The organism is Amycolatopsis sp. (genome assembly GCF_036008905.1).
Taxonomy (GTDB): domain Bacteria; phylum Actinomycetota; class Actinomycetes; order Mycobacteriales; family Pseudonocardiaceae; genus Amycolatopsis.
The window spans coordinates 35950-47878 of sequence record NZ_DASYMU010000188.1 but is presented as its reverse complement, the minus strand read 5'-3'; the positions used below and the strand labels follow the sequence as shown (position 1 = coordinate 47878).

At 68.4% G+C, this 11929-nt stretch carries 9 protein-coding genes; 3 read left to right on the top strand and 6 right to left on the bottom strand.

Annotation, left to right across the window (positions count from 1 at the left end; all coding sequences use genetic code 11):
• Positions 1-301: 301 nt before the first annotated feature.
• From VGP60_RS31300 to VGP60_RS31290, 3 genes are all read right to left on the bottom strand, one after another.
• Positions 302-1336, bottom strand: a complete 1035-nt coding sequence (locus VGP60_RS31300) for a GDP-mannose 4,6-dehydratase (protein ID WP_327551750.1) — start codon at positions 1334-1336, stop codon at positions 302-304.
• A 166-nt stretch (positions 1337-1502) separates the two neighbouring features.
• Positions 1503-2345, bottom strand: a complete 843-nt coding sequence (locus VGP60_RS31295; RefSeq protein ID WP_327551749.1) for a nitrilase-related carbon-nitrogen hydrolase — start codon at positions 2343-2345, stop codon at positions 1503-1505.
• On the bottom strand, positions 2342-2551 hold the full coding sequence (locus tag VGP60_RS31290) for a DUF5988 family protein (RefSeq protein ID WP_327551748.1): 210 nt from the start codon (positions 2549-2551) through the stop codon (positions 2342-2344). The genes VGP60_RS31295 and VGP60_RS31290 overlap by 4 nt, the downstream gene beginning before the upstream one ends.
• 487 nt (positions 2552-3038) lie before the next feature.
• Here VGP60_RS31290 and VGP60_RS31285 point away from each other — a divergent pair, with 487 nt between their 5' ends.
• The 3 genes from VGP60_RS31285 (at position 3039) to VGP60_RS31275 (ending at position 9268) form a co-directional block, all read left to right on the top strand.
• A complete protein-coding gene (locus tag VGP60_RS31285; protein WP_327551747.1) occupies positions 3039-5462 on the top strand; it encodes a LuxR family transcriptional regulator in 2424 nt (807 codons plus the stop codon).
• Positions 5463-5500: 38 nt separating this feature from the next.
• Complete coding sequence (locus VGP60_RS31280; RefSeq protein WP_327551746.1) at positions 5501-8386, top strand: helix-turn-helix transcriptional regulator; 2886 nt, start codon at positions 5501-5503, stop codon at positions 8384-8386.
• 204 nt (positions 8387-8590) lie between these two features.
• A complete protein-coding gene (locus VGP60_RS31275; protein WP_327551745.1) occupies positions 8591-9268 on the top strand; it encodes a helix-turn-helix transcriptional regulator in 678 nt (225 codons plus the stop codon).
• A 27-nt stretch (positions 9269-9295) separates the two neighbouring features.
• On the opposite strand, the gene VGP60_RS31270 is transcribed toward VGP60_RS31275, so the two are convergent.
• The 3 genes from VGP60_RS31270 to VGP60_RS31260 all read right to left on the bottom strand — a co-directional run bounded on the left by VGP60_RS31270 (position 9296) and on the right by VGP60_RS31260 (position 11919).
• Complete coding sequence (locus VGP60_RS31270; protein ID WP_327551744.1) at positions 9296-10489, bottom strand: amidohydrolase family protein; 1194 nt, start codon at positions 10487-10489, stop codon at positions 9296-9298.
• A 64-nt stretch (positions 10490-10553) separates the two neighbouring features.
• Complete coding sequence (locus VGP60_RS31265; protein ID WP_327551743.1) at positions 10554-10943, bottom strand: DUF1801 domain-containing protein; 390 nt, start codon at positions 10941-10943, stop codon at positions 10554-10556.
• A gap of 199 nt (positions 10944-11142) precedes the next feature.
• The gene (locus VGP60_RS31260; protein WP_327551742.1) at positions 11143-11919 is read right to left on the bottom strand and encodes an IclR family transcriptional regulator; all 777 of its coding nucleotides are present in this window, start codon (positions 11917-11919) and stop codon (positions 11143-11145) included.
• Positions 11920-11929: the final 10 nt, after the last annotated feature.

The window sequence follows — 11929 nt, the reverse complement described above, 5'->3', positions numbered from 1 at the left end:
TCCAGCTCAACCCATCTCAGCCGCAGGCGGGCGAATTCGTGCCCGCGTCGCACATCGCATGTTGGTCTCACCACAACGAGGAAGCCACGTATCCGGTGGGCGGCGTACCTGCACCCGCCGAATACGTGGCTTCCCGAGCTGCGTCATACCGTCAGTTTCGTCGCTGTACGGCAGGAAAATCCTTAGTGGTCACGATCGGCGCATCATCGGTCGGCTGCCGCAGTGGGGTCGCGAGTGGCAAAGAGTGTTCTAACACTTGTTGCCACTCACAACCTCTGACCAGCAATCCGGCGGTGCGTGGCTACCAGATCCCGGCCGGGGAAAGGTCGCCGAACTCCAGTTCGCGCGAAGCCTGGCGGAGATCGGATTCCACCATCATCTGCATGAGTTCGGCGAAGCTGACCGAGGGCTTCCAGCCCAGTTCCTTACGCGCCAGGCTGAAGTCCGCGCACAGGGTCTCGACTTCGGCCGGCCGGACCAGCGCGGGATCGATCTCCACGTGGTCCTGCCAGTTGAGGCCGACACAGTCGAACGCGATCCGCACCGCGTCGCGCACCGAATTCATCTGGCCGGTACCGATCACGTAGTCGCCGGGCTCGTCCTGCTGCAGCATCAGGTGCATCGCGCGGACGTAGTCGCCGGCGAAACCCCAGTCGCGGATCGCGTCGAGGTTGCCGAGGTAGAGCTTTTCCTGCAGCCCCAGCTTGATCTGGGCGACCGCGAGGGAGATCTTCCTGGTCACGAACTCCGCGCCACGACGCGGGGACTCGTGGTTGAACAACATCCCGGAGACGCCGTACACCCCGTAGGACTCGCGGTAGTTTTGGGTGATGTAGTGCCCGTAGGCCTTGGCGACACCGTACGGACTGCGCGGGTGGAAGGTGGTCGTCTCGCACTGCGGAGTCTCGTAGACCTTGCCGAACATCTCCGAGGAAGACGCCTGATAGAAGCGGATCTGGCCACTGGTGGACGGGCGGGAGCTGACCGAAAGCCCGCTCACCGTGCGGATCGCCTCGAGCACCCGGAGCACGCCCATGCCGTTGACCTCGGTGACGAGTTCGGCCTGCTGCCACGACATCGGGACGAACGAGATGGCGCCGAGGTTGTACACCTCGTCCGGCTGGATCTGGTCGACCGCGGAGACCAGGCTCGCCTGGTCCATCAGGTCGCCGTTCACGAAGTTGAGTTCCGACGCGAGCTTGCTGACGCGGGATTTGCGCGGGTTGGCCTGTCCGCGGATCAGGCCCCACACCTGGTATCCCTGCGAGAGCAGGTGCTCGGCCATGTACGACCCGTCCTGCCCGGTGATCCCGGTGATCAATGCGCGCCTGGACATACCAAAACTCCTTTACTCCGCCACTGATGAATCGTCCTGACTGTCCACAAGCGACACAGTCACCGAACGCAGATCGACGACCAGAAATCCAGGCGAGAACCCATCCGGACGACGCGACACGACAGTCGCAGGATCAGCCGAGGGGTGTCAACAGATCGCCGATATGCTAGGGAATTTGCGAGACTTCCCCGCCGTGGACCACGGCCTGGTACAGCTCCGGACGACGATCGTCCAGCACGTCGTTGCGCGGCGAGATGGCTTTGTCCCGCGCCAGTTCCAGTTCCAGTTCCGCGACCGCCGTGCCGTCCGCGCCGGGGGTGGCCACCACCCAGCCGTCGCGGTCGACGATCGCGGTGCCCTCGGTCCAGTGCTGCCCGCGCTCGACGCCGGTCCGGTCGCAGCAGGCGACGAACACGCGATTGGTCCGCGCGGCGGCCATCGCGATCATCGTCTCCGCGGGCCGCTCGCCGGCGGGGCGGTCGAACAGCGGCCAGTTGGTCGGCACCGCGATCAGCTCGGCCCCGGCCAGTGCCAGCTGCCGGGTCAGTTCCGGGAATTCGAGGTCGTAACAGACGAGTACGCCCACCTTGCCCGCCGCTGTGGGTACCACCGGCGGCGGTGCCGAACCCGGGGTGAAGACCAGCTTCTCGGCGTCCCAGAGGTGGGTCTTGCGGTAGACGGCGAGGCCGCCGTCGGCGTCGACGATCGCCGCGCTGTTGTGGAGCAGGCCGCCTTCGCCCCGCTCGCAGAAACCCACCACGGCGACCGTGGTTGAGCCCGACAGCGCCATGGCGCACTGGGCGATGACGTCGGCGGCGGTGAGCGCCACCGAGGCAGCCTCCTCTTTGGACGCGAAGACGTAGCCCGACGTCGCCAGTTCCGGCAGGACGACGACGTCCGCACCGCCGGCCGCGGCCGAGGACAGCGTCTCGGCGATCAGTTCGCAATTGCCGCCGAGGTCGCCGACGACCGGGGCGAGCTGGTGACAGCTCACCCGCACCGGACTCACTCGGCGATCCGGGTCTTGCCGCACCATTGGAAGACCGGGAACCGATAACCGTCGATCTCGGCGGTTTCCCCGTTGTGTGCGAAATGTTCGTATCCGGACGCGTAAGACACCTTGACCGTTTCGGTCAGGTCGCCGACTTCCCGGACGCGGCCGATTTCGCACAGCTGTTCCGGACCACCGGCGAGGACGATCTTCAAACTGGTCATGACGGACTTCCTTTCCCGACGACAATGTTTTACGGGACACCGGATACGCGAATTGGTCTTCGCCCGGATACGCGGGCTCATTAACGGAGGAATGCGACTTATCGGACCGGAACTATGATGAAGTTCACATTACTCCGGAGAGCACTGCGGATTCCCCTAGTTCCATTCGGTGACCGCGGGTATCCCGCTCCTTACCCCGGACGACCACGAATCGCACTAGGGAAAACACTGGGAATTCAGCTCGTCACCCCGGGTATCACGGTGGCCGGGCCGGGAGAAAGATAGGGCAAAACCTTCGTACGAACGCGCTCGATCGGTCCGGAACCCTGGCGGGCGCCGCTCCCGCACCCGACACTGTGGCCGGGGAGAGACAAGACAACCACTGGACAAATGACGACTCGCTTCAACGGCTTGATTGAAGAATCCGCAACTTGCCGGCGGCCCGCTCGGCCGCAAACGTTTGACTCGTCGATGACGGGAGGTTCCGATGCCAGACCAGGGGGGCACGCTGCCGGAACGGCTACAGAAAGCGCTTCACGGCTCGGCCCAGGCCGTCCTGCTGCGCGAGCCGGTCGGCTGCGGCCGGGCAGTGCTACAGGACGCCCTCGCGGCGAGCGGGATCGAGATGGACATCGAGGTCCGCTACGTGCGCTGCGAAGAATCGGCCGCCGACCAAGGCTACGAAGTGGTGCGGCGCCTGCTGGCCCCGGCCGGCGAAGCCCCGGCGGCCGGGCAACCCGCGCTCCCCTTCCTCCACGGCCTGTCCCGGATCATGGTCGACCTGATGTCCGACGGCCCGCAGGCGATCGTCGTCGACGACGTCCAATGGTGCGATGAACAATCGTTGCGGTGGATGGACTTCCTGCTGCGCCGCACCCAGAGCCTGCCGCTGTTCATCCTGCTGTCGGAACGCACGGAGACCGGGCGGCGACGGTTCCCGCTCAGCGACATCTTCTCCCACGACCGCTGCGTGCTGGTCGAAATGGCCGCACCACCGGAATCCTGCGCGCGCCCGCATCCCGGAAGCACCGCGGACTCGACAGCCGCGCGGCTGGACGGGCAGCCGTGGCACGTCCGTGAAGTCGCGGTGGCCGTGGCCGTGCTCGGCGACGCCGGGGGCGAAGCGGTCGGCATGCTCGCCGGGGTGCCCGAACGCTCGGTCGCCACCGCGCTCGGCGTCCTGCAAGAACTCGGTGTGCTCTCCCCCGCCGGAGCGACGGCGATCCTCCGCGACCTGCCCGAAGACCTGCTCCTGAACTGGCGTGACCGGGCCGCCCGGATCCTCAACGACACGGGCCGCCGCGCCGAGGACGTCGCCTCTCAGCTGCTCCACCTGCCGGAACTGAAGGAACCGTGGATGGGCACGGTCCTGCGCGAAGCCGCGGCCGCCGCGCGCTGGGACGCCCGGCCACAGGCCGCGGCGCGGTACCTGCGCCGGGTCGTCACCGATGAACCGGACGACTTCGGCGCGCGGATGGAACTGGCGAACGCATTGGCACAGATCGATCCCCCCGCCGCCGCCGTGGTGCTGGAGGACATGCTGGAGCGCACCACCGACGCCGGGCATCGCGCGCAGCTCGTCGACCGGCTCGCCGACGCCGAGTCCGCCATGCAGCTGGTGGGCTGGGGCCGGGGACCGAACCGGGACGGGCTGCGGCCGACCACCGAGGACTGGGCCGAGTGGCAGGGCTACGCCGGGTACGCCATCAGCAGGGCGGCCGCGGGCGGCCCGGCCGACCTGGCCGTGGACTACGCGCGCCGCGCGGTGAACGCCACCGACGAGGAGGCGTCGTCCTGCACGACCCGCACGACGGTCGCTTACGTCCTGAGCCTGGCCGACCTGCCCGACGAGGCGCTCGGCGAGCTGGACAAGATGCTCGAAGCCGACACGGCGGACTCGCCACCGTGGGCGGCGGCCACGGTGCTGACGGCCAGGGCCTGGACGTGGAACCGGATCGGCGAAATCGCCAAATGCGCCGCCGACGCCGGTGAAGCGATCCGGCTGACGTCCGAAGAGGACATGGCCCTGCCGAAAGTGGCGCTGGCCAACGCGCTCGTGGCGCAGGGACAGGCCGACACCGCGGAACGGCTGCTGGGCGAGATCAGTTCACGATGGCTCGAGGAGTTCGGCTTCTGGGCCCCCCTTTTTTTGCTGGCCAGGTCCGCGCTGCACACCTACCGGGAGGACCACGAAAACGCGTTGGACGACGCGCTGGCCTGCGGCCGGAGTCTGGCCGAAGCCCAGATCGAGAACGCGGTCTTCGCGCCGTGGTGGATCCCCGCCAGCTTCCTGCTCGCCCGGCTCGGCCGGGGCGCCGAGGCCGAAGACGTGGTGGCGCACGGCGAAGAGCTGGCCGCGCGCTGGGGAACCGCCCGCGGCACCGGGTACGCCCAGCTGGCCAGAGGCGCCATCACCCCGGGAAAGCCTGGACTGGATCTGCTCTTCGCCGCGACGGAGACACTCGCGGGCACACCGGCCAAGTACCAGCACGCCATCGCGAAGTCGATGCTGGCGCAGGGACTCTTCCAAGCCGGCGACGTCAAGGGCGCGCGGAAGAACTTCCGCCAGGTCGTGGACCTGGCGGTGCGCTGCGGCGCGTGGGCGCTCGCCAGGAAGGCCCGCACGCTGCTGGTGGCCGCCGGCGGGCGGATGCAGGCCGTCCAGAGCAGCCCGATCGACGCGCTCAGCTGCCAGGAACGGCGTATCAGCGAACTGGCGGCGGCCGGGGCCACCAACCGCGAGATCGCCGACACGCTGTCACTCGCCCTGCGCACGGTCGAGGTCCACCTCACGAGCGTCTACCGCAAGCTGGCCATCAGCGGCCGGGTCGAACTGGCCCCGGCGTTCGGCTCCGACCGGCCCGAGCCGGACGATCAGGAGGGAGCACCGACATCACGAGCCTTGGGCTAAGTGCTCCAGGAGCACCGTCGCGAGCGAGGGACTGAGCCATGCCCGCGAAACGGGGGGTCCTGCTGGACCGGGAGGCCGAACTCGCGGCGTCGGCCACCGCGCTGCGGGCCGCGAACGCCGGCGACGGCTCGCTGCTGATGTTCACCGGGCCGCTGGGCATCGGCAAATCCGCGCTGCTGCGGCAGCTGTCCGCGCTTCCCGAGGCGCGTGACGTGCGGTTCATCCGGGCCGCCGGGGCACCGATGGAACGCGACTTCGAGCTGGGCATCATCTGCCAGCTTTTCGCCCCGGTGGTGAGCGGTGTCCCCGGCGACGAAGAGTCGCAATGGCTCGCCGACGCCGGCCACCTGGTCCGGGAGATGCTCCCGGAAGGCGCCGACCCGATGGACTCCGAGCTGTGGGCGAGCATGAAGCCGACGATCCCGGCCAAGCTGCACGAATTGCTGGCGCGGCTGAGCCGGGACCAGACCGTGGTGATCGTGGTCGACGACCTGCAGTGGGCGGACACCCCGTCGCTACGCCTGCTGGTGTATCTGGCGAAGCTCGTCGCCGACCTGCGCATCGTCATCGTCGTGACCGTCTGGGAGGAGTGGCCGCATCCGGACGAGTGGCTGCTCCGGGAACTCGCCGTGCTCGCGGGCACCAGGATGGAACTGCACTGCCTTTCCCTCGCCGGCACGGCGGCCTTCGTGAACCGGCGGTTCGGACGGCGCGGGGATCCGAAGTTCATCCAGGCGTGCCAAGAGGTTTCGGCCGGGAACCCGTTGTCGCTGGCGACCGTGCTGGACGGGCTGATCGCGAAAGACGTACCGCCGACGGCGTCCCAAGCGGCCACCGTGCACGCGTTGAGCCCGGCGCTGCTGCTGGACCAGCGCATGTTCTGCCTGAACGCGCAGCCAGGACCGGTCCGTGAACTCGCCGCGGCGATGGCCGTCCTCTCCGGCACCGAGCCGGAGCTGATCGCCGGGCTTGCCGGGCTGGGCGACGGCGCGCACTCGGAGGCCCTGCGGACGCTCGGCAAGCTCGGCCTGCTCTCGACCGTTGCGACGGCGAAGCTGGTCGACACCGCGGTGGAGCGCGCGGTCGAAGAGGCGATGACGGCCGAGGTACGCGAGCAGTTCCATCTCGCCGCGGCCAAACTGCTGCACCGCGCGGGCCGTCCGGCCGAGCAGGTCGCCGCGCAGCTGCTGTCGATCGGTTCGGCCCAGGACAGCTGGACGATCGGGATGTTCCGTGCCGCCGCACACGCCGCGGTTCTCCGTGGTGCGCCCGAAACCGCCGCCCGCTACCTGCACCGAGCCCTGCTCGGCAGTTCCGCCGACGGCGAGGACCGGGCCAGGTTGCTTATCGAGCTGGCCACCGCCGAGCGTGGCTTCGATCCGGTGTCCTCGGTACGGCACATCTCCCAGGCGATCCTGCTGCTGCCGTCGGTTTCGGACCGCGCCGCGGCCGCCATGGGCATCCCGCCGGGCATGATCGGTGCCAACCCGATGCTGCCGCCGGTGGTGCGGAAAACCGCCGAAAAACTGGGGAAGGCCGACGAACTGACCGGGGAAGACCGCGATGCCGCCCTGCGGCTGGAAGCCCGCCTCCGCCATATCGGCGGCGCGGACGCGGCGCAGCTCAGTGACGCCGTCGCCAGGTTGCGCGGGTTCATCCCCGGCCCCCCGATGTCCACCGGCGGGGAACGGGAGCTGAGCGCGGCGCTGGTGTGGGCGGCGACCGTGACCAGGCGGCTGACCTCGGGCGAAGCCGCGAACCTCGCGCACCGGATCCTCGCCGGGGAGTCCCCGTCACCCGAGCACGTGCACACCGCGATCGCCTCCCTGGTTCCGGCGCTGATCGCCGCCGACTCCGCCGTCGGCCTCGACGCCTGGCTCGACGCGGCGCTCGACCAGGCACGGCAACGGAACTCGCTCGTCGCGCAGACGCTGATCCACGCCGAACAGAGCCTCCTCTGCGTCCACAATGGACGGTTGGCCCAGGCGAAGATCCTCGCGCTGCGGGCCTACGAGGAGACCGGACCGAGCTGGTACGAAGCGATCAAGGCGTCGACCAGCGCGTTGGCCGTGATCGCCCTCGAAACACGGGACGTCGAACTGGCCGACCGGATCCTGGCGGCACGTCCGGTGTCCGACGACCTGAACCTGACCGTGCACCTCCGCATGCTGCGGGGTTTCACCGCGTCCGCGCACGGTGACCTGGCGGCCGCGCTGGACAGTTTTCTCTACTGCGGCACGCAGCTGCAGGGGGCGGGCTGGGTCAATTCGAGCCTGTATCCGTGGCGCGTCTGGGCCGCCCATCTGCACACCGAACTCGGCAACACCGGGAACGCCCTCGAACTGGCCAACCAGGAGTTCGAGCACGCGTCGGCCTGGGGCACCCCGGCCGCACGTGGACGGGCGCTGCGGGCGCGAGGCGCGCTGACCGAGGGCCGCGAAGGGATGCTCCTGCTGCGGGAAGCCGTCGACGTCCTGCGGGAATCGGGTGACCGGCTCGAACTGTCGAAGGCGCTGGTGCACCTGGGCAGGCGGCTGCGGACGGCCGACGGGGCCGACGCCGAGACCTGGTTCAGGGAGGGATCCGCGCTCGCCGAGGCCGGCGGCTTCTCCTGGGCACCGGGGGGTGGTGCCGAAGAATTCCACGGCCCGGTCCCCCGCCTGATCCCGAGCGGGCTTTCCGCGCTGACCAAGACCGAGCAAACTGTCGTCGAATTCGTCGTGAACGGCCGATCGAACCAGGAGATCGCCGCGGTCATGCAGGTGACCCGGCGCACGGTGGAAAAGCATCTGACAAGTGCTTACCGCAAACTCGGCGTGTCCGGCCGAGGCGGATTGGCGAACCTGAAGCGGTTGCCCTCCGATACCGTCGACGAGTTCCCCGACCTACCCCGTGTGGGTAAAATTACCGACACCGGCAAATAGTCCCTCACCTGCGATAATCGCGGTTACCGACGAGTTTGCCGTTGGCCTCCGCACCATCACCGCCCACCTACCACAGTCTTAAGGTTGATCTTCGCGGTTTCGTTGACGATGCATTCCCCCACTCTTACGCTGAACACAGCTGAAGATCCACTCCCGAATATCCGAATTCCGCTGTTCAGCACCAGCAAAAAGGAATACCAAACAATGGGAAACGTTCTTGAGATAACCACAGCAGATCAGCTCGACGCGTCGGGTCCGGATAATTACCAGGACATCTACCGGACGCTGTTCGAAAAATCCGGCATGTGCATGGCCAGCCTCGATCCCGCATTCCGTGTCCTCGAAGCGAACACCGATTTCTTCCACCGGTTCGGCCGGTCCCCCGACCATGTGCGCGGGCGCCCCTTTTCCGAGTTCCTCCACCCGAGCATCCAGGAAAAGCTCGACCGGCAGTTCGCCCGGCTCTCCGAAGGCCGCCACACGCGGTTCTCCGACCACGTCGTGGCCACCGGGCCCGACGGCGCGATGGTGACCGGGGACCTGACCGCCGTCGCGGTGCCCGGCGAGACCGGCTCGGTCGGCATGATCATGGTGATGATCGCGCCGTCACGGGCACAGCCGAGCATCCAGCTGGTCTCCGCCAAGAAGGTGCTGACCGCCATCGACGCCAAGGTCCTCGAAGGAGTCGCGGCCGGGATCTCGACCATCCAGCTGGCCGCTCTGCTCTTCCTGAGCCGCGGTGGCGTCGAGTACCACGTAGCCACCCTGATGCGGAAGTTCAAGGTCGCCAACCGGCCTGCCCTGGTTTCCAAGTGCTACTCGACGGGCGTGTTCGTCCTCGGCAGCTGGCCCCCGCGGGTGCTCCCCGAATATACGAAGTAGCCCGGCGCGCGGCGCGACACACCCCGGCTAACCCTCGACGACACCGCCGACCGCGACCGCACGAACCCGGCCCAGCGCGGCGATGTCGACCGCAGGATCACCGTCGGTGACGAGCAGGTCGGCGTCCCACCCCGGCCGCAGCCTGCCCTTGCGATCGCCAAGACCGCACGCGCTCGCCGCCTCCGAAGTCGCGGACGCCAGTGCAGCGGCCACTGGGACACCTCCCCCGACCAGATCAGCGATCGCGAACGGCAGGATGCCGTGCGGCTTGCCCGTGCTGATCCCGCCGTCGGTCCCCGAAACGAGCCGGACTCCGTGCTCGTACATGCGCCCGATCAAGCGCAGCCTGGCTTCCCAGGTCATTCCGGTGCGCCGCATCATCTCCACCACCACCGGTGGCGGAGCCGCGCCAGGCGTCTTGCCCAGCGTCGGGCAGACCAGGATTCGGCTGTCCGCAAGGGATCCGAGCAGCGCGTCGGACATTTCCACCCCGGTCTCGGTCACGCAGCTGCAATGCTCGATCCCGTCGACGCCGGCCGCGATCGCCTGTTCGACAGCGGTCAGGCCATGCGCGTGCGCGGTCACCGGCAATCCGAGACGATGCCCTTCGGCGACCACGAGCTTCAGTTCGTCCAGGCTGAACTGGCAGCTCATGACGTCGGTGCCCGGTGTCGCGTTGCCGCCGCTGGCCATGACCTTGACGACGTCGACCCCGCGCCCGGCGCGCTCACCTACCGCGGCGATGAGCTCGCCCGCCCCCTCGACCGCCCCGCCCATCGACCAGCAATGCCCGCCGACGCTGGTGACCGGCGGCCCCGACGCGACGATCGTCGGACACGCGAAGCCCACCTCGCCCACTCGGCGTCGCTCCCGCCAGCCGAGAACGGACCATCTTCGATCGCCCAAATCACGAACCGTCGTCACGCCCGCGGCGACATGCCGCCGCAGCCCCGCTTCGATCACCGCGTCCAGCTTCTCGCCCGGGTACTCGGCGAGACGTTCCAGCGCGCCGTTCTCGCTGTCACCACCCAGGTGTACGTGCGTGTCGATCAGTCCCGGCAGGACGGTCGCGCCGGCGAACTCGAGGACCTGCCAGCGCTCGCCCACCTCCGGCCAGCCCGATTCGACCCCGACGATGCGCCCGTCGTCCACGAGCACCGTGACGCCGTCGGCCAGCATCTGCTCACCGTCGAAACCCCGAGCCGCCCGCAATGCCAACATCCGAACCTCCCGGCGTCGCCGTCATCCCTTGGGTCGACGCCGGAGCCTGCCCCGTTACAGCCGCTCAGCGCTTCAGCTTGCGCCAGCCACCGGCGCGGTTGTTGGCGATGATGTGCCCGAACATGGTGGCGAGAGCCGGCTTGTTGATCGGTTCGTCCCGGCGGAAAGCCACCGTCCTGGCCGTCTTGTTGTCATGCCCTCCAGTGATGATCCCCTCCGGATCCGGCACGATCGCGCCGTCGTAGAGGAACACGTTGACGTGGTCCTTCGCCGCCTGCAGGGCGCAAATATTGCCCTGCAGCACGAAGTACGGCCGATTCGTGCGCTTGATGGTCTCGACGACCTCGGGATCGACGCCGTGCACCAGCTCACGAACCTCGCGGCAGATGGCCTGCTGCCACTCCGGGAGACCGTCGATATAGGCGTCGACACGGGGATCAGCGACGTAGGTCATGGTCATCCTCCGAAGGACTCGTCGTGGGGGAACACCCTCATGTTGCAGTCCTTCGCCATCTGTCGACAGATGGCGGTAGTTGGGCTTGGCCAGGTGGGAAGCACTTTCTCGCCAAAGACTCACTCCCAGCGCGCCACGTTCGACCGTCTCAATAGCACTCGTAAACACTCACGACCCCCACGCGCCTGACCCCGGAACGCTAATCGCTGGGGAAGACTCGGCCGGTGCCCGGAGCCGCCAGTGAGCGCGAAATCCCCCGCGCGGCGGCCTGCACCAGCGGCGCCAGCGCCGTCGGCTGCGCAGTACCAGCGTGCACCACGAGCGACACCGCCGCCGTCACCTCCCCGCCAGGCCCCCGAATCGGCGCGCCAACCGACAGAGCATCGACGGTGATCTGCCCATCGCTCACCGAGTACCCGAGCTTCCGGACATCCGCGAGCATCCGCCGCAGCTCAGCCGGGTCCAGAACCGTCTTCGGCGTGTACCCGTGCAACGGCGAACCGAGGACCTCCTCCTGCACCTCCCCGGGTGCGTGCGCCAGCAGGACCAGCCCGACACCGGTGGCGTGCAGCGCGAACCGGCCGCCGACGCGGGTCCAGACAGGGACGGCGTCGCGGCCGGCGATGCGGTCGACGAAGACGACTTCGAGGCCTTCGCGCACGGCGAGTTGCACGTTTTCGTGGGTGACTTCGTAGAGGTCTTCGAGGAACGGCATCGCGGCGTCGCGCAGGCCCAGACCGCGTGGGGCGAGCGAGGCGACCTCCCACAGCCGGAGCCCGATGCGGTAGCGGCCGTCGGCGTCACGTTCGAGGGCGCCCCACTCGACCAGTTCCGCGGCCCGCCGGTGCGCGGTCGGCAGCGAAACTCCCGACCGCCGGGCGAGTTCGCTGAGGCTGAGCTCGGACGCGTCCGGCGTGAACGCTTCGAGCAGCGCCAGGACCTTGCTGGTCACGGAGCTGCCGGACGACGACGTCATCGCTCCACGC

Bases quoted from the DNA above. Each gene is read 5' to 3' on its own strand.
- VGP60_RS31300 (WP_327551750.1), bottom strand. From the start codon at position 1,336: ATGTCCAGGCGCGCATTGATCACCGGGATCACCGGGCAGGACGGGTCG.
- VGP60_RS31290 (WP_327551748.1), bottom strand. From the start codon at position 2,551: ATGACCAGTTTGAAGATCGTCCTCGCCGGTGGTCCGGAACAGCTGTGC.
- VGP60_RS31285 (WP_327551747.1), top strand. From the start codon at position 3,039: ATGCCAGACCAGGGGGGCACGCTGCCGGAACGGCTACAGAAAGCGCTT.
- VGP60_RS31280 (WP_327551746.1), top strand. From the start codon at position 5,501: ATGCCCGCGAAACGGGGGGTCCTGCTGGACCGGGAGGCCGAACTCGCG.
- VGP60_RS31275 (WP_327551745.1), top strand. From the start codon at position 8,591: ATGGGAAACGTTCTTGAGATAACCACAGCAGATCAGCTCGACGCGTCG.
- VGP60_RS31270 (WP_327551744.1), bottom strand. From the start codon at position 10,489: ATGTTGGCATTGCGGGCGGCTCGGGGTTTCGACGGTGAGCAGATGCTG.
- VGP60_RS31265 (WP_327551743.1), bottom strand. From the start codon at position 10,943: ATGACCTACGTCGCTGATCCCCGTGTCGACGCCTATATCGACGGTCTC.
- VGP60_RS31260 (WP_327551742.1), bottom strand. From the start codon at position 11,919: ATGACGTCGTCGTCCGGCAGCTCCGTGACCAGCAAGGTCCTGGCGCTG.